The 23023-nt window shown below is 38.0% G+C and carries 22 protein-coding genes; 17 read left to right on the forward strand and 5 right to left on the reverse strand.

Annotated features, from left to right (window positions below):
• Positions 1 to 44 precede the first annotated feature (44 nt).
• Positions 45 to 617, forward strand: a complete 573-nt coding sequence (locus PZE06_RS04065) for a TetR/AcrR family transcriptional regulator (RefSeq protein WP_150914670.1) — start codon at positions 45 to 47, stop codon at positions 615 to 617.
• A gap of 67 nt (positions 618 to 684) precedes the next feature.
• Positions 685 to 2838 carry a YhgE/Pip domain-containing protein gene (locus PZE06_RS04070; RefSeq protein WP_150914669.1) on the forward strand — a complete coding sequence of 718 codons (2154 nt, stop codon included), beginning with the start codon at positions 685 to 687 and terminating at the stop codon, positions 2836 to 2838.
• A gap of 202 nt (positions 2839 to 3040) precedes the next feature.
• Here the strand turns inward: PZE06_RS04070 and yhfH are convergent, their stop codons facing one another.
• Complete coding sequence (gene yhfH / locus PZE06_RS04075; protein ID WP_150914668.1) at positions 3041 to 3175, reverse strand: protein YhfH; 135 nt, start codon at positions 3173 to 3175, stop codon at positions 3041 to 3043.
• 141 nt (positions 3176 to 3316) lie between these two features.
• On the opposite strand from yhfH, the gene PZE06_RS04080 reads away from it, so the two are divergent.
• From PZE06_RS04080 to PZE06_RS04105, 6 genes are all read left to right on the forward strand, one after another.
• Positions 3317 to 4051: an MBL fold metallo-hydrolase gene (locus PZE06_RS04080; RefSeq protein ID WP_150914667.1), complete on the forward strand. Its 735-nt coding sequence runs from the start codon at positions 3317 to 3319 to the stop codon at positions 4049 to 4051.
• Between the two features lie 16 nt (positions 4052 to 4067).
• Positions 4068 to 5057: a lipoate--protein ligase gene (lplA, locus tag PZE06_RS04085; protein ID WP_150914666.1), complete on the forward strand. Its 990-nt coding sequence runs from the start codon at positions 4068 to 4070 to the stop codon at positions 5055 to 5057.
• A gap of 291 nt (positions 5058 to 5348) precedes the next feature.
• Positions 5349 to 6896 (forward strand): fatty acid--CoA ligase family protein, encoded by a 1548-nt coding sequence (locus PZE06_RS04090; RefSeq protein WP_150914665.1) that lies wholly within the window; start codon positions 5349 to 5351, stop codon positions 6894 to 6896.
• Between the two features lie 551 nt (positions 6897 to 7447).
• Positions 7448 to 8446: an ABC transporter substrate-binding protein gene (locus tag PZE06_RS04095; RefSeq protein WP_150914664.1), complete on the forward strand. Its 999-nt coding sequence runs from the start codon at positions 7448 to 7450 to the stop codon at positions 8444 to 8446.
• A gap of 238 nt (positions 8447 to 8684) precedes the next feature.
• A complete protein-coding gene (locus tag PZE06_RS04100; protein WP_150914663.1) occupies positions 8685 to 9713 on the forward strand; it encodes an ABC transporter permease in 1029 nt (342 codons plus the stop codon).
• A complete protein-coding gene (locus PZE06_RS04105; protein WP_095309905.1) occupies positions 9688 to 10482 on the forward strand; it encodes an ABC transporter ATP-binding protein in 795 nt (264 codons plus the stop codon). The genes PZE06_RS04100 and PZE06_RS04105 overlap by 26 nt, the downstream gene beginning before the upstream one ends.
• Positions 10483 to 10665: 183 nt before the next feature.
• On the opposite strand, the gene PZE06_RS04110 is transcribed toward PZE06_RS04105, so the two are convergent.
• Positions 10666 to 11217, reverse strand: a complete 552-nt coding sequence (locus PZE06_RS04110) for a helix-turn-helix domain-containing protein (RefSeq protein ID WP_150914662.1) — start codon at positions 11215 to 11217, stop codon at positions 10666 to 10668.
• 114 nt (positions 11218 to 11331) lie between these two features.
• On the opposite strand from PZE06_RS04110, the gene PZE06_RS04115 reads away from it, so the two are divergent.
• The 3 genes from PZE06_RS04115 to PZE06_RS04125 all read left to right on the forward strand — a co-directional run bounded on the left by PZE06_RS04115 (position 11332) and on the right by PZE06_RS04125 (position 13846).
• Complete coding sequence (locus PZE06_RS04115) at positions 11332 to 12063, forward strand: AzlC family ABC transporter permease (RefSeq protein WP_150914661.1); 732 nt, start codon at positions 11332 to 11334, stop codon at positions 12061 to 12063.
• Positions 12053 to 12358, forward strand: a complete 306-nt coding sequence (locus tag PZE06_RS04120) for an AzlD domain-containing protein (RefSeq protein WP_150914660.1) — start codon at positions 12053 to 12055, stop codon at positions 12356 to 12358. Before PZE06_RS04115 ends, PZE06_RS04120 begins: the two co-directional genes overlap by 11 nt.
• A 207-nt stretch (positions 12359 to 12565) precedes the next feature.
• Positions 12566 to 13846: a M48 family metallopeptidase gene (locus tag PZE06_RS04125; RefSeq protein ID WP_095309913.1), complete on the forward strand. Its 1281-nt coding sequence runs from the start codon at positions 12566 to 12568 to the stop codon at positions 13844 to 13846.
• Positions 13847 to 14022: 176 nt separating this feature from the next.
• Here PZE06_RS04125 and PZE06_RS04130 read toward each other — a convergent pair whose 3' ends face one another.
• The gene (locus tag PZE06_RS04130) at positions 14023 to 14253 is read right to left on the reverse strand and encodes an IDEAL domain-containing protein (RefSeq protein ID WP_150914659.1); all 231 of its coding nucleotides are present in this window, start codon (positions 14251 to 14253) and stop codon (positions 14023 to 14025) included.
• 274 nt (positions 14254 to 14527) lie between these two features.
• On the opposite strand from PZE06_RS04130, the gene PZE06_RS04135 reads away from it, so the two are divergent.
• Positions 14528 to 15085 carry a competence protein ComK gene (locus PZE06_RS04135; RefSeq protein WP_150914658.1) on the forward strand — a complete coding sequence of 186 codons (558 nt, stop codon included), beginning with the start codon at positions 14528 to 14530 and terminating at the stop codon, positions 15083 to 15085.
• Here the strand turns inward: PZE06_RS04135 and PZE06_RS04140 are convergent.
• On the reverse strand, positions 15070 to 15453 hold the full coding sequence (locus PZE06_RS04140; RefSeq protein WP_150914657.1) for a YhjD family protein: 384 nt from the start codon (positions 15451 to 15453) through the stop codon (positions 15070 to 15072). The genes PZE06_RS04135 and PZE06_RS04140 overlap by 16 nt on opposite strands.
• Before the next feature lie 307 nt (positions 15454 to 15760).
• Between PZE06_RS04140 and PZE06_RS04145 the strand changes: the two genes are divergently transcribed.
• The 4 genes from PZE06_RS04145 (at position 15761) to lepB (ending at position 20160) form a co-directional block, all read left to right on the forward strand.
• Positions 15761 to 17740: an alpha/beta hydrolase family protein gene (locus PZE06_RS04145; RefSeq protein ID WP_150914656.1), complete on the forward strand. Its 1980-nt coding sequence runs from the start codon at positions 15761 to 15763 to the stop codon at positions 17738 to 17740.
• Between the two features lie 262 nt (positions 17741 to 18002).
• Positions 18003 to 18938, forward strand: coding sequence for an LCP family protein (locus PZE06_RS04150; RefSeq protein WP_150914655.1), 936 nt, complete (start codon positions 18003 to 18005; stop codon positions 18936 to 18938).
• A gap of 14 nt (positions 18939 to 18952) precedes the next feature.
• Positions 18953 to 19573: a TVP38/TMEM64 family protein gene (locus PZE06_RS04155; RefSeq protein WP_150914654.1), complete on the forward strand. Its 621-nt coding sequence runs from the start codon at positions 18953 to 18955 to the stop codon at positions 19571 to 19573.
• A 35-nt stretch (positions 19574 to 19608) separates the two neighbouring features.
• Positions 19609 to 20160, forward strand: a complete 552-nt coding sequence (gene lepB, locus PZE06_RS04160) for a signal peptidase I (protein ID WP_191963154.1) — start codon at positions 19609 to 19611, stop codon at positions 20158 to 20160.
• A 724-nt stretch (positions 20161 to 20884) separates the two neighbouring features.
• Here lepB and PZE06_RS04165 read toward each other — a convergent pair.
• A complete protein-coding gene (locus PZE06_RS04165) occupies positions 20885 to 22042 on the reverse strand; it encodes an MFS transporter (protein ID WP_150914652.1) in 1158 nt (385 codons plus the stop codon).
• A gap of 572 nt (positions 22043 to 22614) precedes the next feature.
• On the opposite strand from PZE06_RS04165, the gene PZE06_RS04170 reads away from it, so the two are divergent.
• Complete coding sequence (locus PZE06_RS04170; RefSeq protein ID WP_150914695.1) at positions 22615 to 22818, forward strand: YwbE family protein; 204 nt, start codon at positions 22615 to 22617, stop codon at positions 22816 to 22818.
• The last annotated feature ends 205 nt before the right edge of the window (positions 22819 to 23023 follow it).

Below are 23023 nucleotides of genomic sequence, written 5' to 3' on the forward strand. Positions count from 1 at the left end.
TACTTACTGACTAATTTGGACATTTGGTCAAAAGAGGTGATGAAATGGTCGTTGATAGAAGGAAAATGATTGTTGATGCAGCAACTAATTCGTTTTCTCAATTTGGTTTTAAAGCAACAACGATGGATCAAGTTGCAAAAATTGCTAATGTTGGCAAGGGCACGATCTATACTTTCTTCAGTACAAAGGAAGAACTCTTTGACGAGATTACGAACAGTCTTATTAAGGAGATGAAAATAGCGGCCGAAGAGGCAATCGATGAAACATTGACTTTTCAAGAAAATGTCCACAGAGCTCTTTATCGCATCTTGGAGTTTCGTTTGGAACATCAGCTCACAATCAAGCTTTTTCAGGAAGGGAGAGAAATGCGTACTCCTGCTGCAATGGAAGTGATAGAACGAATTGAAAAGGCGATTTTAAATTTTATCAAAGATAAAATTGAGAAGGCCATCAATAAAGGTGAAATACAACGATGCGATCCGGAACTCACTTCTTTTGTTATGTTGAAGCTGTACGTTGCTCTTATTTTTGATTGGGAAAAGAACCATGAGCCACTGTCAAAAGAAAAAATTGCCAAAGTGTTAGAGCAGTACATTTTTGAAGGATTATCCAAATAGGTAATCCTTGATTTTTTTAAAGAAATGACCATATGAACAAAACGGTCAATTATTACGGAGGTTGGGGATGAGACATTTGATGAAGGCAGAATTAAGTTCATTAGTAAAAAATAAAAAGCTGTTAATTCCTGTGATTGCGATATTATTTATTCCAATTCTTTATAGCGGGATGTTTTTGTGGGCTTTTTGGGACCCTTATGAGCATTTAGCAGATCTTCCTGTCGCGATTGTCAATGAAGATAGAGGGGCGAGTTATGGTGAGAAGGATTTAAAATTAGGGGATGAATTGGTAGATAAATTAAAGGATAGTGAAGAATTCAAGTTTGAATTTCTTGGGAAAAAAGAGGGTTATGAAGGTCTTGAAAAGCAAAACTATTATTTGCTTGTGGAAATACCAGAAAACTTTTCTGAAAATGCAACAACATTAATGGATAAAGAGCCGCAAAAGCTCGAATTAATTTATGTTCCAAATGAAAGCTATAACTTCCTTGCAGCCCAAATTGGTGGCACAGCTATTGAAAAAATAAAAGCTTCCATTTCAGAAAAAATTACCGAAACTTATGCAGAAACGGTTTTCTCTAACATTGAGGATTTAGCATCCGGTCTCAATGAAGCGAGTGACGGTGCAGGAAAAATTAACGATGGCTCTGAACAATTAAAGGATGGTACGAATGAGCTGCATACTCATCTTGCTGAATTAGCAAGCAAAGCGATTACCTTTAATGAAGGGATGAAAAGCGCAAACTCAGGATCTAAGGATCTATCAACTGGAGTTCAATCTTTGAATGAAGGTTTGGGTGAATTGGAAAAAGGATTTTCCACATTAACAACAGCTTCACAAGAAATTTCCAAAGGGAATACTGAGCTTGCGAAAGGAATCTCTGAAGCAAAAGCCGGTATTGAAGAGATAGATCAGAAAATACCTGAGATGACAAAAGGTACAGCAGGTCTTGCCCAAGGGGCAGCACACCTGTCGAACTCTTTGGATACATGGCAGGCGGAAGCGAAAAATGTAAGCGGCGGAATGATGATGCTCAAGCAGCAGCTTGAAGGAGTATTATCTATGCTGGAGCCAGCTCAGCAAAAAGAACTAGAAGGGATTTTAAACTCTCTAACAGCAGGTACCTCAAAATTGGCTGAGGGGGCAGGACAAATCTCGCAAGGGGCAGATACTCTTTCAAGTAATTTGACTTTATTATCCGAGAAGCAAACACAGCTTGAAACGGGTGTCCACAGACTTGCTGAGGGAAGTAAAGCTCTCCATGAAGGTTCTAGGAAAATAGTTGAGGGTCAAAAACAATTTCAATCTGGAATGGGAACATTTGCACAAAAATTTTCAGAGGCAAAAGCGGGAGCAAACGAATTAGCGGGTGGTGCTTCTCTTTTATCAAGTGGATTAAATGAATTGAGTGATGGAACGGATAAAATTACGACCGGTGCCGGGCAATTAGAGGAAGGGGCAAAAGAGTTAGCAGATGGTACGGTTGAACTTGCAGATGGAAGCAGTGAATTGGCCGATAAACTAGCTGATGGCGCAGAGGAAGCATCCGCTGTCGAGGCTAATGATAAAACTTATCATATGATGGCAGCCCCAGTCGATATTCAAGATGAAAAAATAAATGAAGTTCCAAACTATGGTACCGGCTTTGCACCATATTTTATCTCACTCGGTTTATTCGTTGGAGCACTTTTGCTTTCCATTGTTTTTCCGTTAAGGCAGCCTGCTGCAGTTCCGAAAAACGCCTGGACTTGGTTCGCAAGTAAATTTGCGATCCTTTCAGGAATTGGCATTATTCAAGGGTTGATTGCAGCAGCGGTTTTAATGACTGCTCTAGGATTAGAAGTGAAAAATATACCATTATTTTTATTGTTTGTTGTTGTTACAAGCTTAACTTTTGTAGCGCTTATTCAATTTTTTGTAACGGCCTTTGGCGATCCGGGTAGATTTATTGCGATTTTAATTTTGATTTTCCAATTAACGACAAGTGCTGGAACTTTCCCATTAGAATTAATTCCGAGATTCCTGCAGCACTTTAATGCTTTCTTGCCGATGACCTATACGGTTCAAGGCTTAAAGGCAGTTATTTCTAGCGGTGATTATGGATTTATGTGGCAAAATTTATTTGTATTGATCGGGTTTATGTGCTTGTTCCTTATCGGCAGCCTATCTTACTTTAGACTTAAACATAAACGTCAATTTGAAATACTTGTAAAAGAGTAAAAAAGAGCCAGTTGTCATTTGACAACTGGCTTTTAAATTTGGAAGGGATTATGGAACAAAATGCAGATGCATTTTGAAAGAAAACTAATAACCATATTGAATTACGACGTTTAATTGAGTTAAAGAAAGAATTACAGGGTCCTTCATAAATCTACCGCAGTCACCCATACTTAGTTTGAACGACTTGCCATTAGCGAAGCTTTTATAAATTTGTAACACCTAGACAATGATCACATTTATTGCTATAACACTCGTGCTGTTCTTCGATCTTTGCACCACAGTCGCTACACTCTTTTGCCGGCAAATTATTGAAAAATTCAACAATGCTTTGAATCATGTTTATAGCCTCCTTCGGTTTAGGTGTTTGAAACAGTTTTAATATTAATTTAATTGTATTATAACAGTTTTGGGGTGTCAATACAGTTTTTTTATTATTTTTGTGAAATCTTATATAATGGCATTATGAGGAGGTAGGTTTATGAAATTGACGATTATTGGTTTTTGGGGCGGGTATCCGAAGGTAAATGAAGCGAGTACAGGCTATTTATTAGAGCATGATAATTTTAAACTACTGATCGATTGTGGCAGTGGGGTTTTGGCCAAATTGCAAAATTTTGTTGAGCCTGAGGAGCTTGATGCTGTCGTTATATCGCATTATCATGCTGATCACATTGCCGACATAGGGGTATTGCAGCATGCTCGTTTAATAAAAAGTTTCATCGGTGAGAAGCCGGCAACGCTTCCGATCTATGGACATCTATTAGATGAACAGGAATTTAGTAAACTAACGCATACAGGGGTTACAGAAGGAATTGCCTATGATCCGCAAAAGCGTTTAAATATAGGCCCGTTTACGATTCATTTTATAAGAACGAATCATCCAGTCCCATGCTTTGCCATGAGAATTGAAGCAGATGGAAAGACGTTGGTTTATACTGCTGATACCTCATTTAAGGAAGAGTTTATCGCATTTTCGGACAAGGCTGATTTGCTTCTTGCTGAGTGCAACTTTTTTAAGGGACAAGATGGGAAAAATGCCGGCCATATGAATAGTATTGATGTCGGTAATTTAGCGCAATTAGCGAATGTAAAAGAAGTCATTTTGACCCATTTGCCGCAATATGGAAAGCTGGAGAATCTCGTTAGTGAAGCGCAGGGAATCTACGAAGGTCCTATTTCATTAGCCCAATTTGGGAAGATTATAACTTTATAAGGAGTTGATTTAGAAATTGTTGTTTATAGATAATAAGGGGATTACAGATCCTCAAATAAACCTAGCGATTGAAGAGTATGCTTTAAAAAATTTGGATATTAACGAGACCTATTTGCTTTTTTACATAAACGGTCCTTCTATTATTATTGGGAAAAATCAAAACACAATTGAAGAAATAAATACAGAATACGTGGAAGAAAATGGGATTAAAGTTGTTCGCAGACTATCTGGTGGCGGAGCGGTTTATCATGACTTGGGGAACTTGAACTTTAGTTTTATCACGAAGGACGACGGTGAATCTTTTCATAATTTTAAAAAATTTACTGAGCCTGTTGTTCAAGCCCTTCATAAGTTAGGAGTTCATGCCGAGCTTAGCGGCCGTAATGACATAGTGGTTGGAGACAGAAAAATATCTGGCAATGCCCAGTTTTCTACACGTGGAAGAATGTTCAGCCACGGGACACTTATGCTTGATTCGGAAATTGATAATGTTGTTGCAGCATTAAAAGTGAAAAAGGATAAGATTGAGTCAAAGGGGATAAAGTCGATTCGCAGCAGGGTTGCCAATATTTCAGAATTCCTTAATGAAAAAATCTCAATTGAGGATTTCCGTGCTTTGCTGTTAGAATATATTTTCGGAGGCAAAGAAAATATTCAGGAATATGTTTTAACAGAGAAAGATTGGGAGAATATTGATCAGCTTTCAAAGGAGCGCTATCAAAATTGGAATTGGAATTATGGCAAGTCGCCAAAATTTAATTTGCAGCATTCTCATCGTTTTCCTGTCGGCAGCATTGATGTGCGCTTAGAAGTAAATAAAGGAATGATCGAAAACTGCAAAATTTTTGGAGATTTCTTTGGGGTAGGAGATGTGGCAGATATCGAACAAAAATTGCTAGGCATACGCTACGAGAAAGCTGAAATCGATAAAGCTCTTGCTGATGTTGATATTAAACATTATTTTGGCAATATAACAAAAGAGGAGTTTAGTCAATTAATTTATTAACGATGTCTACTGGACATCGTTTTTTTTTAGAAAAACGATTTATTTTCTGTATGCCTAAATAAAAAGTAAAAGGGAGGAAATTTTTCTATTTTAATATTTTAAAAATTCGATTATGTATGCGTTTTCTATTGAAGAGGTGATCTTCTTTTAATATAATATATTTGTGATTTATTAAAAATTTGTGAACATTTCTCAAATTTATGGAAATCAGCATGAAGGTACGCTCCACCTAGTTATTCTATGAAGTTTTTTTTGGGAAATTCTTCACAATAAACAAAGGGGATGGAGTAGATGAATTTATCTTCTCAACTGCACGAAACGGCAAAAAGAGTGCCTCATAAACCAGCATATTATTTTCAAGATCAGCCAAGCACGTATGCAGAGTTGGATGGGGCGATTACGAAGTTTGCTTCTGGATTGGAAAAGCTGGGGGTAAAAAAAGGTGATCATGTGGGTCTGCTATTGGGGAATTCACCTTTTTTTGTTATTGGAATGTACGGGGCATTGCGTCTTGGGGCAACTGTTATTCCGATTAATCCAATCTATACACCTGACGAAATTGGCTACATTTTGAACAATGGTGATGTGACGACCGTCATTGCCCTTGATTTATTAGTACCATTAGCAGAAAAAATGCATCACACGCTTCCAAAAGTAGAGCATTATATTGTTTGTGAAACACCGGAGGGAAAAGGAACTAGTAACAGTCAATTATCGATCTACACTAAATTGAAATCGTTTTCAGAGATTGTTGCATTAGGACAGTTGAGTTTTCAGGTACCTGAAGTAGAGGAGGATGACGTGGCGCTCATTTTATATACCTCGGGAACGACAGGGAAGCCTAAAGGCGCCATGCTAACACATAAAAATCTTTATTCGAATGCTAGAGATGTGGGCATTTATCTTCATATGAATGAAGATGATCGAGTGATTACAACATTGCCGATGTTTCATGTTTTTTGCTTAACAGTTTGCTTGAATGCTCCGTTGTTAAGTGGGGCAACAATCCTTATTGATCCAAAGTTCAGTCCTAAGGAAATTTTTCGATTGGTTAAAAAATATGAAGCAACGGTCTTTGCTGGAGTTCCAACGATGTACAATTTTTTGTACCAATATCCAGAAGGTGAGCCGAAAGATTTACAGTCTTTACGCCTATGTATTTCTGGAGGAGCAGCGATGCCGGTTGCTCTGTTAAAGAGCTTTGAAGAGAAATTTAAAGTTGTTATTTCAGAGGGGTATGGCCTTTCAGAAGCAGCACCTGTTACATGTTTTAACCCGCTGGATCGCCCAAGAAAAGCAGGCTCTATCGGCCAGTCAATTGTCCATGTTGAAAATAAAATCGTTAATGAGTTAGGAGAAGAGGTACCTGTCGGACAATCTGGAGAATTAATTGTTCGTGGTCCAAATGTTATGAAAGGCTATTATAAAATGCCGGAAGAAACAGCAGCGACGATTCGTGATGGCTGGCTTTATACAGGTGATATGGCCATGATGGATGAGGAAGGCTATTTCTATATTGTTGATCGCAAAAAGGATTTAATTATTGTAGGCGGCTACAATGTATATCCGCGTGAGGTTGAGGAAGTGTTATATAATCATCATGAAATTGTTGAGGCAGCGGTTATTGGTGTTCCTGATCCGGACCAAGGTGAAGCAGTGAAAGCATATGTCGTAAGCAATAATCCTGATTTGACAGAAGAGGCGGTTATAAGCTATGCCAAAGAACATCTAGCAAAGTATAAAACACCAACTCTTATTGAGTTTTTGCAAGAGCTCCCGAAAAATACAACAGGAAAAATTTTGCGCAGAGCATTGAAAGAGCAAGTGCTAAAAAATTGAAAACTCGGGATTGTCCATAAAAGCGGAGAAAGCACTGAAAGTATTTGTACGAACAAAGAAAGGGGTCATTGCTCGAGTGCTAGGTTTTGATTAAAAGCAGCGAACAAAGAAAAGCTTCTTTTTACTATGCTATGAGATAAATTAATGGATAAAGGCAGTGAGAATTCAATTCGAACTGCCTTTTTTATGTTGCGTTTGTTAAACATTGCTGATAAAGGCATGTAACAACTCTTGTAAATGCTTGATCTTTTCATTACCTCTTTCTACGTCGTGCGCCAAGCAGTTGAATCATCTAATTGGCATTCCCTCCGCATGGAATTCTTGCTGTTTAAAAAGGAACAAAGTTTCGTATTGACCTCAATCATCGCTTTCATTGCAAATGACGGTAAAAATGGATAAATATTATTTTCAAAAAATTTTTAACTTTATGCAAAAACACTTGAAATAATATAGAAGATAATTATATAATTCTAGTTAAATATTATTATTTAGTACATGAAAGCATAAAAGCTTCAAAGCAGAAAAGTAAATAAAAATGGGGGAACAGAATAATGTTGAAAAAATTAAAAACAGTAGCTGCTGTTGGGATGATGGGAGCACTTATTTTGAGTGGCTGTGGTTCTTCGGAGGAATCTAATGGGGACGGCGGAAGTGGTGATTCTGAAAAAACATATAAAGTGGGGATTTCTCAGATCGTAGCTCATCCTTCTCTTGACGCAGCGACGGTTGGATTTAAAAAAGCGCTCGAAGAGGCAGGGTTAAAAGTTGAATATGATGAGCAAAATGCACAAGGTGAAATGCCAAACGCACAAGCTATTGCAAGCAATTTTGTCGGTGATAAAGTCGATTTGATCTTTGCCAATGCGACACCAGCTGCTCAAAGTGCTTTAAATGCAACGACTGATATTCCGATTGTATTTACGTCTGTAACAGATCCGGTTGGAGCAGAGTTGATTGCGTCTTTTGAAGAACCAGGTGGTAATGTAACCGGAACAAGTGATATGTATCCAGATGCTATTCCAAGCACGGTTAAGTTCATTGTTGAAGACTATGGGGCAAAATCAATTGGGACTATTTATAACACCGGTGAGCAAAACTCCATCGTCCAGATTGATGAGATGAAAAAAGCGTTGGAGGGAACAAGCGTTGAGTTAGTAGAAAGATCTGTGGCAACTTCTGCAGATGTCAAACAGGCTGCTGAATCTTTAATCGGGAAAGTAGATGCCATATACATCATTACCGATAATACTGTTGTGTCTGCCCTTGACGCTGTCATCCAAGTTTCAAATGACAATGATATTCCGTTGTTTGTTGGCGAAACAGATTCTGTTGAAAAGGGAGCCTTTGCTGCATATGGGATTTCTTATGAAGCAATTGGTTACGAAGCTGGAAAAATGGCTGTTGAGATTTTAAAAGGAGAAAAGACTCCTGCAGAGATTCCTGCACAATATCCGACAGAGGTTAAGCTAGTAATCAATAAAAAAGCTGCAGAGGAAATGAATGTAGAATTGAAAGAAGAATGGAACGATATTGCGCAATTTTTAGAGTAGGTAGCAATCCAGGGCTTTTCGCAAATGGAGAAGCCCTTGGTTTATATGAAAGAATTTAACTTAATGACTCACCTAGTGTGAGGAATTTGCGTTTTTCTTGCTGTAAGTAAGAAAGTATTATAAATAATTTAGACTTTTAAAATTGTCTAGTTCCAGCGCCTCTCAAACTTCAGGTACTCCCCAGTTTATACGGTGATGAGCGAGGCGCTTTCACTTTTCTATTTGAAAGGGAGATTTTATGTTTACTGCAATCTTTGGTTCTGTCGAAGCGGGCGCTATGTATGCCCTCATGGCTTTGGGAGTATATTTATCATTTAGAATATTAGATTTTCCTGACCTAACGGTGGACGGGAGTTTTGTAACTGGAGCTGCTGTAGCTGCTGTCTTTATTATGGGGGGAATGAATCCCCTCTTGGCGACATTATTAGCGATGGTAGCAGGCTTTTTGGCTGGATGTGTAACGGGTCTTCTTCACACAAAAGGGAAAATTAATCCTTTGCTGTCAGGAATTTTAATGATGATTGCCCTCTATTCGGTCAATTTGAGAATTATGGGGAAATCGAATATCTCTTTGTTAAACCAAGAAACTCTTCTCACCCAATTTACTGATTTTTGGAAGAGCTTAAAAATTGATGATGCAATCCAATCTCTTTTCCATACTCTCGGACTTTCGAGTTTTATTCCGAAAACATGGGGAATTTTAGTGATCATGCTTATTCTTGCCTTTATTGTCAAAGTGTTCATCGACCTATTCTTAAAAACCGATATTGGTTTGGCGATTCGGGCAACGGGTGATAACGAGACAATGATTCGGAGCTTTTCTGCTAATACGGATCATTTGAAAGTGCTAGGGTTAGGAATTTCAAACGCTCTTGTTGCATTATCTGGAGCTTTAATTGGGCAGTATAGTGGGTTTAGCGATGTTGGGATGGGGATCGGTATGATTGTGATTGGTCTCGCATCTGTGATTATCGGTGAAGCGGTTTTTGGTGCAAAAACGATCGTGAGAGCAACTCTCGCCGTGATTGGTGGGGCCATTTTATACAGGGTGATTGTTTCTCTTGCGCTGAGGGTTGAATTTTTGGAGACGGGAGATATGAAGCTTATTACCGCCTTTATTGTCGTCTCTGCTCTCGTTATTCCGAAAATGATTGAGTGGCAAAGAGATAAGCAAAAGAAGAAAAAAAGATTGCTTGCATCGAAGGAAAAAATGAATGATGAAGAGAAAAGTGGTGAGAGCCTTGCTGCAATTAAAACAGATTTATAAAGTGTTTAACGAAGGAACACCAGATGAAAAAATTGCCCTTGATCATATTAATCTTGTCCTTGAATCAGGTGACTTTGTTACGGTCATTGGCAGCAATGGAGCAGGAAAATCGACGTTAATGAATATGATTTCCGGCAAGCTTATCCCGGATCTCGGCGTTGTAAAAATTGATGGCTATGATGTGACAACGGAAAAAGAGCATCGACGTTCAAGGTTAATTGGCCGGGTCTTTCAGGATCCGATGGCGGGGACAGCACCATCGATGACAATTGAAGAGAATTTAGCCCTTGCACATGCAAGAACACGTTCTCGTCGTTTAAAAATCGGTGTATCAAAAAAGAAACGAGAATTTTTTAAGGAAAAGCTCGAGATTCTTCATTTAGGTTTAGAAAATCGGCTTGAGGCAAAGGTTGGCCTTCTATCTGGCGGTGAGCGCCAAGCATTATCTTTATTAATGGCAACCTTTACGGAACCGAAAATTTTATTATTGGATGAGCATACAGCGGCACTTGATCCTTCCCGGGCGGAGCTGATAACAAGGTTGACGAAGGAAATTGTTCATGAATTTAAGCTTACAACATTAATGGTTACCCACAATATGGAGCAAGCATTGGAGCTGGGCAACAAATTGATTATGATGGATAAAGGACAAATTATTTTTCAGGCAGATGAGAAACAAAAACAGCAGTTGACAGTAGAGAAGCTCTTGGAAGAGTTCCAACGCATTCGCGGGGAAAAAATGAGCAATGATCGAGCAGTTTTAATTTAATTGCTTTGTTTAACGATATTGTTGATAAGCGATTTTTGGCACAGTTCGTGTGAAACGAAGATTTCACATGCTTTTTCAGCATAGCTGCAAGAGGGGGAAATGAGCAAAATCTACACCAACACCGTGCTAATATATTATATGGGTAAAGAGTGCTGTCACTTATTGCGACAGCACTTTAGCATGTTACGGGTAATGCATCACTAATTGGTAGGTAGTGAGCATGCTGCTGTTATTTTTATACGTATGTGTTTTATTAGCAAGGAAGCGGATGGAGTCACCAGAAATCAGGTTAAAGCTTTCGTCGCCAATGAGTATTTCAAGCTCACCCCTGACAATAGTAATATACTCTTCAAGGCCTTCGTTATGCTTTTCAGATAGATGAGTACAGCCTGGTTCGATTTCAACGGTGAAAATTTCAAACTTTTTTCGTGGATCAAAAGGAAAGATAGGGTAAACGCGATAGTTTCCATTGCTTTCTGTAACCGGAACTATGCTGCTTTGTTTAACGACGATAACATTAGAAGTCTCCTCCTTAATTAATGAAGAAAAGGAAACCTGCAAACCTCTTGCAATTTTCCATAAGGTTGAAACAGTTGGATTTGAATCCCCTCGTTCAATTTGGCCAAGCATTGCTTTACTAACGCCCGTTAATTCTCCGACTTGCTCTAAGCTGTAGCCACGACTTTTTCGAATGCTCTTTAAATTATCCGCAATATTTTTTTGAATATTTTCCATTTTTCCTCCTATACTCTTGTATAATATAGCGTACATATGTATAATATATTTTATCAATTCCGGAAGATTTATGCAAATTTGCAATAAAGAAAGAGGGATTAGGAGGTTGGAGATATGTCAGAGATGGTGTTAAATAAATCGGCTACTGAGTTCAGACGAGGATTTCAAGCGGGGATTACGATTGCGATTGGTTATTTTCCAGTAGCTCTAACGTTTGGATTATTAGCGAAGACAACAGGATTATCCTTTGGAGAGACACTTCTCATGAGCTTGATTGTCTATGCGGGGGCCGCTCAATATATTTCTTTAAGTTTATTAACTTTAGGAACTGGTACATTTGAAATCATTTTAACTACGTTTATCGTGAATATTCGTCATTTTTTAATGTCAGCTTCATTGAATGAAAAGAGTGAAGATGAACCTCCTTTGACAAAGGCAGCGTATGCATTTGGCATAACGGATGAAACATTTTCGGTAGCCGCTGTGAAGGAAGGAACTGTTTCAGCAGGGTATATGTTTGGCCTAAATATGATTGCCTACTTAAGCTGGGGCATTTTTTCTGGAGTTGGTTATATGGTCGGTTCAAGTTTGCCGAAAACATTTCAAGAAGGAATGTCGGTTGCCCTTTATGCCATGTTCGTTGGATTGTTAGTTCCGTCGATGAAGAAGGGGATGAAAGTCGTATATTTGGCCGTGTTGGCAGCTATTTTTAATACTGTTTTTACAATAACCAATGCTTTATCAACAGGCTGGGCAATTGTCTGTGCTACTTTGCTCTCTGCGGTCATTGTGGAGTGGGTTGTATTCATTAGGGGAAGACAGAGGAGGATGAAAAATGAACAGTGAAATCGTGTGGATGATTATTGGCATGGGAGTGGTTACCTTTATTCCAAGGATGCTGCCATTTGTTCTTTTTCGTGGAAAAGAATTGCCTGAATTTCTTCAAGGTATTTTAAGGAATGTTCCCTACGCAACGTTGGGGGCCCTTATTTTTCCTGGGATTTTTTTTATTCAAGAGGATATTTGGTATGGAGTGCTAGGTGCTGCTGTTGCTTTTGCTATTGCTTTCCTTGGTGCAAATGTGATTGTTGTCGTCTTAGGTTCGATCGCTGTCCTTTCTCTCTATTCTCTGCTCTTTTAATCTTTGATTGCGTGAGAATGCTTAACAATCGTTTTTCATGCTGTTTTTAATGAAAAATGGTCTCCCTTTACGTGGTGTTAACGTATGATTTGAAAATTTTGAGATGATAATAGAAAAGTCTCAGTTCTAAATGTTTTTTTTGCTACTAAAATGATAATAGAGGGGTTGTACCATTAAACTCGTTGAACAACGTGAAGGGGGAGTGACATGGCGAGAAAAATTGGTCTATACGGAATCATTGCCTACATCCTTTATGGCCTGTTTTTTTATTGGTATTTATTTTATTTTGCTGATACAAGCCTGCCGTTTGAATATGAAGGCTCAAAAGCAGATCCAGCAACATTTTTAAATGGACGGGAGCTCATGCTGAGTGAGGAGTATTCCAAAATAAGAAATTTATTATTTTTTTTGAGCACCCCTTTTGAATGGCTCTTTTATTTATTTGTGCTGTTAGCAGGTTTCTCAGGTGCTTTTAAGAAATGGGCGGGGCAGTCTTCAAAGTATAAAATCGTTCAGACTGCAATATATACGATTTGGCTTACTTTTTTTGCATTTGTAGCCACTTTCCCATTAAGCTATATTAGCTATTCTTTGTCAAAGTCTTATAATATTTCGACACAGTCATTTTCATCATGGATGAAGGATGAGCTAATTGATTTTTGGATTAATTTTGGAACGATGTTTATTATCGTTGCAGTCCTTTACTGGCTTATGAAAAAAAGTCAAAAGAGATGGTGGTTGTACGCATGGTTATTATCTGTGCCGTTTACCCTGTTTGTAATGTTCCTACAACCAGTCGTGATTGATCCTTTGTACAATGATTTTTATCCATTAAAGGATAAACAATTAGAGGAGAAGATACTAGAGCTTGCAAGTGAAGCAAATATTCCCTCAGAGCATGTGTTTGAAGTGAATATGGCAGAAAAAACGAATGCGCTTAATGCCTATGTTACTGGTATTGGCTCAAATTCTCGTATTGTGCTATGGGATACGACGTTAAATCGTTTAAATGATGAACAAATTTTATTTATTATGGCCCATGAAATGGCACATTATGTTGAAAAGCATCTCTATATTGGGATTGCTGGATATTTGTTTTTATCATTAGTAGGATTGTACTTAACCTATCGACTTATGAATTATGTTGTAAATAGGTGGGGAGAAGCACTAAAAATTCCTTCAGTGCACGATATTCGCTCATTTCCACTTTTCTTGATGATTTTATCGATGCTTCTATTTGTATCTAGCCCTGTTTCCAATCTTGTTTCAAGATACCAGGAGACAAGAGCAGATCGGTATGCCATTGAAATGACTGGCAATACGGAGGCTGGGATCGAGACCTTTCAGGAGTTAAGCAAAGCGGGTCTAAGCCAAGTGAATCCGCCGCTTTTAGTGAAAATTTTCCGTTATGGTCATCCAACGATGCTTGAGCGCATTTCAATGATAGAGGAGTATGAAATTGAAAAGATGAGACAGAGTGAAGAGTAGTGAAGGTTGTATCACGCTGTGAATAAAGCAGAGAGTCCGGTCTAGGGCTCTTTTTTAGGTGGAAGGGGCTGCGAAGCTTATATTTTTCCTATGATTAAAAATGTGTTCGAGTGCGAAGGAAGCAAAATTTGCTAAAAAAATCCCCGCTTAATTTGAGAGGGGAGAATCGTAAAGTATTAAGTTCCAAACCTTTGCTTGAGCTCTATATATTGTGTGGAAAGCTGAAGAAAGGTGCCTTTATCTTGCTTGTCAATTGCCTGATCAATTTGTAGAGATAACTTTTCCTTTTCAGATTTTAATAATGATTCGGATAAAACCATATCGATGTATAAGTTCAACATGAATGCTTCCTTTTTACGATTCATTGCACCGGAATTCATTAGTTCTGGATAAGATTTTTCTTTCATCGAGATCACCTCTGATGCCTTTTTGATATTATATAGGATTTTTCTATAGGAATCAACTGAATTTTTATAATTTTTAGATAAATTTTTCGATAGGAAATTATGACTAATTTTTGAACGATTTGGTAATTTATAGAAATGACGTGAAATCAGCGTTATGATGGTAATGGATGGCTTTATACTGAAATTTTTTGGTTTGACTGAGAAGAAAGGCCTATTTTCAGTTTAACATGGTTCAGTAGCAAGCAAATTAATTTGATTATAAGGAGATTAAGAAATGGAAAATGAAAAGCTAATCATTGAGGAATATGAAATTAATTCCTCCACAGCCATTGTGATGCCAATCGAATATGGGAGTAAAATTTTCTCGAAAATTTATGAGCTTGAGGAGGAGATGATCTCCCCATTTAAACCGTTCGAACTTGTAAAGGAAAGTTGTTATAGCTTCGGGAGCACTTATGAAGGAAGAAAAGCTGCCACTAAGAGACTCATCGGGGCATCCCATAAAGTCCCCATTGCGATTTCCCCGCTTATCTACCTTTTCCCAACAGCATCACCTGAAAACCCTCATTGTGTTTGGGTAGCTCATGAACATATTCTTGATTACAGAAAAGGAAAAGATAATAGTACAACGATAATTAAAATCCAAAGCAATCGATACATTCCCCTGCCGATTTCAACTCGCTCATTTGAAAATCAATTGCTCCGTACGCTGATGTTAAAGTCCACTCTTTCAAAAGGCGCTGAACAATCGATTTCAAGAGCATTTTACGCGAAAAAGTTTCGAAAACAAAAAGCTGCTGCCGAAAACTCTGAACTTTATGATTGGGAATGAGCATGGCTATGAATATTGAGATGTGTTAAATAGAACTCTAGCAGTTCTTGTACTTTGTTGCGAATTCTTGGGTTGAAATAATTATGTTGCTCTTCGTAGCCCTTGTAGAGAAACGTATACATAGTAAATGCCTCATCTCTTTTTAATTCAAATACCTTAAGATTATTTTGCTTCATATACTTTTTTATTTGAGCTAATTCTAATTGAATGGTCTTCATCGATTTTTCAATGAGATTTATATAAGGTTGCTTTAACTTAAATGGTCCTTGATTAATCAATTCTAAATCTCGATTTAAAATGGTGAGGACCATGGGCAAGTAGATCGCCTTTTCAATGATGTCCCGCTCTTCCTCAGGGATTCTAGTCATAATCGTTCACCTCAACATTTTATAAAAAACAAACATGTGTTCGCTTTTTATTTTATATAAAGTATATGCATTTGACAAGAGAAGATGCATGAATCTTATTTTTACGCTATGCTATATCAGGTTGTAGAGGTTTCCTTAGTTACTCTTGCTATTTAATATATTGGACAGGGAAGGGTAATCGTAGTTAAACAAACAAAGAATCTAAAATAAAGTTATTTTCATAATTTACAAAAAAATGTGCAAAAAAGAAGGATAATATATTTCAATTATCGAAATAAAAGGAAGATTGAAATATGGAGGGATGAAAATGTCGAAAAGGTATTTAAAAGCTGAAGATTTATATGTGTTGAAGTCAGTAGCAGATCCACGTTTGAGTACAAATGAAACAGATCTAGTATACGTGGAAACGAGCATTTCAGAGGAGAAGGATGAGTATGTTTCAAATCTTTTTTACATAAATGTTGAAGAAAAAAATCATCCAGTGCAATGGACTTATGGAAATGATCGCAATCATTCGCCGCGCTGGTCGCCAGTCGGGGATAAGCTCGCCTTTGTTTCAAATCGCAGTGGGAAGAATCAAATTTATGTGATAGATGTAAACGGTGGAGAGGCACGGCAAGTGACCACTTCAATTTATGGTGCCTCCAATCCGATCTGGTCACCAGATGGGAAAAAAATAGCTTTCAATGTATCATTACGTGAGGATGAGAAATTAGAGGATACAGATAAGAAAGAAGAGAAAAAAATAGTCCCGCTTGAAGTAGATAAAATGAAATATAAGTCTGATTCCTCCGGTTTCTGGGTTGGGAAATATTCGCAAATTGCGATTGTGGAATTGGAAACAGGGAAAACGGAATTAGTAACAGAAGGAAATCGTGATTATCAGCTGCAAGGCTGGTCACCAGATGGGAATTCATTGGCAGTAACAGCAGATTTTAGCGAGAATTTAGATTTTTCTTTTGTGAGTGATCTATTCCTGCTTGAATTGGAAACGAAAAAATTCGAAAAGATCACACCGGGGACTGGTTATTTTGGCGGAGCCACTTGGTCTCCAAACGGGAGATATATCGGCATACTTGGCCATGAACGTGAATATGAAAATGCTACATTAATGAAAATTTGGGTTTATGATACTGAACAAAAGGAACTCTCCTGTCTTACAGCGGAGTCTGATTTGCTTATAGGAGATTTTGCGATTGGCGATTTTCACCAGGGAGCCGTTTCACCAGGGATACTCTGGGCTGAAGATAATGAAAGTTTTTATTTTCTGGCATCTGATTATGGAAATACAGTCGTATATTATGGATCTTTAAAAGGTGAGATGTATCCTGCTCTACTAGATCGTCAGCATGTTTATGGACTTACAACTGGAGGAGCGCTAAATCGCGCAGTTGTCGCGATTAGTAAGCCGACATTACAAGGTGAACTATTTTTATTAGACGTTCCCACAGGGGAGCTTACCCAGTTAACAAATGTAAATAGTGAGTATGCAAATGAAGTCGCGTTAGCTGAAGTTGAGGAAATTCAGTTCAAATCTAAGGATGATTGGGATCTTCACGGCTGGTTGATGAAACCTGCACAGTTTGAGGAGGGGAAGAAATATCCACTTATTCTTGAAATCCATGGCGGACCACATGCGATGTATGCTAATTCTTATTTCCATGAATTTCAAATGCTTGCGGCGGAGGGATACGCTGTCCTATTCATTAATCCAAGAGGAAGCCATGGCTATGGTCAAAAGTTTGTCGACGCCGTCCGTGGAGACTACGGTGGAAGAGATTATGCTGATTTAATGGAAGCTGTCGATTATGTATTAGAAAACTACGATTTTATTGATGTGAATCGTTTAGGGGTAACTGGAGGCAGTTACGGCGGCTTCATGACAAATTGGATTGTTGGTCATACAAACCGCTTTAAGGCTGCTGTGACTCAACGTTCGATTTCCAATTGGATTAGCTTTTATGGAGTGAGTGATATCGGTTATTACTTTAATGCATGGCAAATTAAAAGTGAACTTGAAGATGCTGAAACGTTGTGGAAGCATTCTCCGCTTGCTTACGTTGGCAATGTGGAGACGCCGCTTCTTATTTTGCATAGTGAGAAGGATTTCCGTTGTCCCATTGAACAAGCTGAGCAACTATATATTGCTTTAAAGCACCGAAAAAAGGAAACGAAATTCATTCGTTTTCCGGAGTCTAATCATGAACTTTCACGCAGCGGAAAACCTAGCTTAAGAATCGCCCGTTTACATTACATTTTAAATTGGTTTAAAGAGTATATTAAATAGAGAGAACATTTAACCGCAAAGCTTCTTGTTTTGCGGTTCTTTCATTCTCAATAAGATTTTTGCACATCTAATCCGCTTAAAATAGAAAAAAATGCCCATTTTTGATACTCTAATATTATGGAAGAAAGCCGGGGTATTGTGAGCAAAAATAGGTATAATCATTTAAAATGAAACTTCTTTAGTGCAAAAAGTGTCTAATATAGTAGAAATTTGTGGATTGATGAAGCATACGATTTAAATCTGTTGAATGGAAGGTATTTAAATGAGATACGAAAAACAAAGGCGAAAGAAAAAAAGAAAGTGGAAAGTGGTTCTGCTACTTCTTTTTCTAAGTATTGCCGCTCTACTAGGATACAGCTATTTTCAATACCAGCAAGGATTATCTAAATCATTGGAAAAAGCTGAGGGCAATTCGATTTTACAAAAGGACTATGAGTTTAATGGCAAAAAGGATCGCTATGGAGGAATAAATATTTTGTTATTAGGTAGTGATTCCCGAGGAGAAGAAAAGGCTCGAACGGATACGATCATGATAGCAAGATATCATCCGGAGGAAGGAACATACAAGCTGATCTCTGTTATGAGAGACTCATATGTCGATATTCCAGGCTATCAAAAAAGTAGAATTAATACTGCCTTCGCTCGCGGCGGTCCAGAATTGCTTCGAGAAACACTCAAGGAGAACTTTGATATTGATATCCAGTATTACGCTATTATTGATTTTGAAGGTTTTGTTCAACTGATAGATGAAGCTTTTCCAAACGGCGTTGAAGTCGATGTTGAAAAGAAAATGTCATATAGAATTGGGGTAACACTTGAGCCGGGTCTCCAACGTTTAGACGGGGAGCATTTACTTGGCTATGTTCGCTTTCGTCATGATGCTGTAGGAGATTTTGGTAGGGTTGAACGTCAGCAAAAAGTCGTGAAAGAAATTGGCTCCCAATTGACGAATATCCAAACGATTGCCAAGCTCCCTAAATTAATTGGCGTTGTGACTCCGTTTATTAATACAAATATGGATACAGGTGATATGTTATATATTGGAAAAGATTTCTTAGCCAAGGAGAATCGCAATATTGCTTCCTTGCGTGTTCCGGTTGATGGGGCATGGTCGGATGCAAGGATCAATGGAGCGGAAGTTTTAGAACTTGATATAGAAAAAAACCGGGAAGCGATTCATGAATTCCTTGCAAATTAAAAAGGAGATATTTAATGGACGTCGATGCACTAAAAGAATGGATAACATTAGAAAATAATATCATGGAGGTCATAGATAAATATCGCTCTTTTGGACCGTTGCCCGGAATATTATTACCGATGCTTGAAGCCTTTTTACCATTTTTGCCATTAGTGGTCTTTGTAATGGCAAATGCCAATGCCTTTGGTCTCTGGTTCGGTTTTTTATATTCATGGATTGGAGCATCAGTAGGCGCATTCTTAGTTTTTCTATTGATACGTCGTTTCGGACAGAAACGTTTTCTCACCTTTTTAAAGAAAAATTTAAAAGTTCAAAAGCTGATGGCTTGGGTTGAAAGGCATGGCTTCGGACCGCTGTTCCTCCTGCTCTGTTTCCCTTTTACACCATCTGCAGTTGTGAATATCGTTGCTGGTCTTTCGAAAATAAGTGTTTATCAATATATGCTTGCTGTGCTTACAGGTAAAATGGTGATGATTTTTATGATTAGTTTTGTTGGTCATGATCTTCACTCTCTTATTACCCAGCCGATTAGAACGGCGATAGTCGGTATAGTCATTTTTATTCTCTGGTTGGTTGGAAAACAGATAGAACTTCGTTTAAACAAGAGCGTTGAAAAAGAAAAACAGCATTCATAATGTTTTCGCAAGTATTGGAGGGAGGAATTGCTTTGATGGATGATGTCAAAAAAGAGGGATTGGAATGGGTGAAAGCAATTGGGATTGGTTTAATCATCTTTGTTTTCATTCGCGCTTTTTTCTTTTCAAATTATGTTGTAGAAGGGCGCTCAATGATGCCGACTCTTGAGGACGGTAACAAGCTGATTGTAAATAAAATCGGCTTCCAAATCGGAGATTTGAAGCGATTTGATGTTATTGTTTTTCACGCTAATGAAAAGGAAGATTATGTGAAGAGAGTGATTGGATTGCCTGGAGACACAATTGAATATAAAAATGATCAACTCTTCATAAATGGAAAAAAGATGGATGAGCCTTATTTAGATAAACATCGAAATGAAATCCTCACCAAACGATTGACTGAGGATTTTACCTTACAGGAAAGAACAGGGGTTAAGGTTGTACCAGAGGGAAAGCTGTTTGTTCTTGGAGATAATCGTTTAGAGAGCTGGGACAGCCGCCAAATGGGGTTTATTTCAGTTGATCAAGTAGTTGGAAAAGTGAATTTACGCTATTGGCCGCTTGATCATATGGAAATATCTTTTTAAAATATGCGACAAATGAAGCTGTGTCAAAAGGTCGTTTGAAACGATTTTTTGATAACAGCTTTTTCTTTTGTGAAGTTTTTGGTTATTTAATAGTGGATAAAAAGGGAAACGGAAGGTAGTGACTTCTGCAGGAAAAGCGGGAGGACACTGAAAAAGTCAGTAGAAATGGCAGAGAGTTATCCATTCTCTGACTAGTAGATTTAGTATTCGGACAGAAAGAGTGAAATGAGAACGGTTCTTGTCCGAATAAGAGGGATAAACGGATAGAACTGGGGAAGTGTGAAGGGCTCCAGTTCGAATAAGCACCCAATTCAACTGACGGGAACAAATGAGAGCGGTAAAAGTTCAATTCGATCAATATCGCCAATATGAAACAAATTGTCCGAACCAACGCCATTTGCTTTCCACCTCAACAGAACGGAGGACAGCAACTCTAGAAATTCTGCAAAAAAACCGCTGAAAACCTTTTCAATCTCCTCAAAAAAGGAGGGAAAGTCGAGAGCCTGGACTAAGCGAGCGAGGGAAGCGGCTCGACCCTATCCGCGAAAAGCGCCGCCCTCCGCTCCAATCATAGAGGGAATTAAAATAGAGATACCCCTAAAAGCGATGCTTTTGAGGCATCGTCTTTCTTATCGTTTTGTTTTACTAAACAATGATAAAATGTTTTTTGGCTCAGTTCGTTTGGGTTTATTTTATCGATAAGAATGCTCAATTCCTTTTCTTTTCACCCATTCAATTTTGCACTTTGCCTTTGCCCTAATTCTTGTGTTAGAAGGATTCCAAGCATAAGATTCATTAAGAATAGTCCAATAAGTAAGAGAAGGATATGCTGGAAATTTAGCAGCAAAACAACTGGTGAAGCAATACTAGCTCCTGTTAAAAGAATAAAGGAATAAAGAGTGAGTGCTTTTGCTCGATGGCTGCCTCCTAAATTGCCAATCAATGTAATGATCGTGGGAATGAGAAGAGAAATCGAGGCAACAAATAGTATCGATAAAAGCATGAGAGCAATGAGGTTGTGAAAAATGCTCATTGCAATCAAGCTGCATATACCGATGGAAACCCCTGTAAATAGTGTCCTTTCCACACTAAATTTCTCAATCATTCTTCCTGTAAACAAGGATAAAATCGCTCCTGTTAGTCCCACTGCTCGAAGATGAAAAAGCTGCTCAGGTGACCCGCTGAGAAAACGACCGATTGCATCATAAAGTGAAACGAAAGAAAACAATATGGTGAAGGTGATCCCATAGCATTTAAGAATGGTTGTATCTTTAAGAAGTGAAGCCATGATGGATAGGGTGGAACGTTTTTCACGTAATGGTAGTTTAGATGCTGGGAGAATCAGTACACAGCATAAAAAGAGAATAAAATAGCAAATCGCATAAAAATAATAGACAGCGTTCCAAACTGAAAAAGTAGCAATGGTTGAACTGAGCAATTGGCCGATGATCCCAGCGAGCAGAAAGCCGGTATTAATAAAGACGAGGAGCAGAGTTCTTTTTCTTTCTGAGTAGAGGTCAAATGCTAAGGCAAAAGCTGCTGGAGCAAAACTTCCAAGTGTTAAACCTTGAAGAGAACGGGCAACATATAGATCGATTGCTCCTTCTGCCATCCCGACCATGAGAGTTGAGAAAACGGAAGCAAACATCCCGGTAATGATGATATTTCGTCGCCCAAATTGGTCAGAAGCAGGACCGAAATAAAGGAGTCCAATCGCATAAAAGAGGGAAAATAGGCTCCCGGCAAGAACAGCGTGATTTTCATTAATTTGCAAAGTTTGCGAAACATTTTCGTAAATCGGGATTAATGTATAAATATTGCTGGCCACAAAGATTCCGGTAATGGTTAGCAATATTGCTGTTAATTTCAATCGAATTTTCACAATAATCACCACCTATTCCACCATATGCTACAGTGGACGTTTCGGTAAGTTGTATGAGGAAAGGACGTTTTATTAAATTAAAGACTGTGCGGTTTCGTTATAAGTAAGGAAAACAAGCCAGCATTGATTTTCCACAAATTGTCCTCATGTATTAGGGTTTCATTATTAACCCAGTATTCTGCCTCTTTTAAAATCTCCAAATTCTGATTCGAGGCCGGAATTCGGAGCCAGGGATTGAATATTGGTCGATGATCTTCCGGCGCTTCTCGACAGAGGGATCATGAATTTTGGCTTTTCTTTTATAATCTGGAGGATATTCCTCAATGTAAATGGCTAACTTTTGTGAAAATGATAAATATTCTTTGTTCGAATGCACTTTTTTTATAATAATGGAAAGTAATTTACCTAGTATTATGTTGTGACGCGTTAATGGAAGAAATGATTTGCAAATTTATAGTTCTATTTCGAATGGTAGCAGATTAGCTCTGTTTAAATTGGATTTTAAATTCCTTTCATAATATGATTAGTAGTATGCTTAACAATGAAAGAGGACAAACGAGGTGCTTAGTACAATGACAGAGGGCTGTTATCGCAAAGAAATTAGTGCAGGACTGGAAGTTGAAATCGTTCTAAAGAAAGATCAACGGACAGGAATATTAACAAAAGGAACGGTAAAGGATATTCTGACTAATTCCTCCTATCATCCACACGGGATTAAAGTTCGATTAGTGGATGGACAGGTAGGAAGGGTAAAGAAAGTGAAGCTAAGCGACTAAATAAACATCGCTAGAATTCAAATACTTATAGTAGTTATCGCGCATGTAAATAAAAAAATCTCTCTTTTTAAGTTTTGTTACGTTGACTAAAAAATGGAGTTTTTTTTTGTTATTGCAAGGTACTAGAGCTCCAATAAGGAAGGTAAAGAAGTGGAAAAAGCGAATCGTGTGCACAATCTGTTTCTCCCTGCAAAAATACGGAATA

This window comes from Robertmurraya sp. DFI.2.37 (genome assembly GCF_029211245.1).
Lineage (GTDB): Bacteria > Bacillota > Bacilli > Bacillales > Cytobacillaceae > Robertmurraya > Robertmurraya methanolica_A.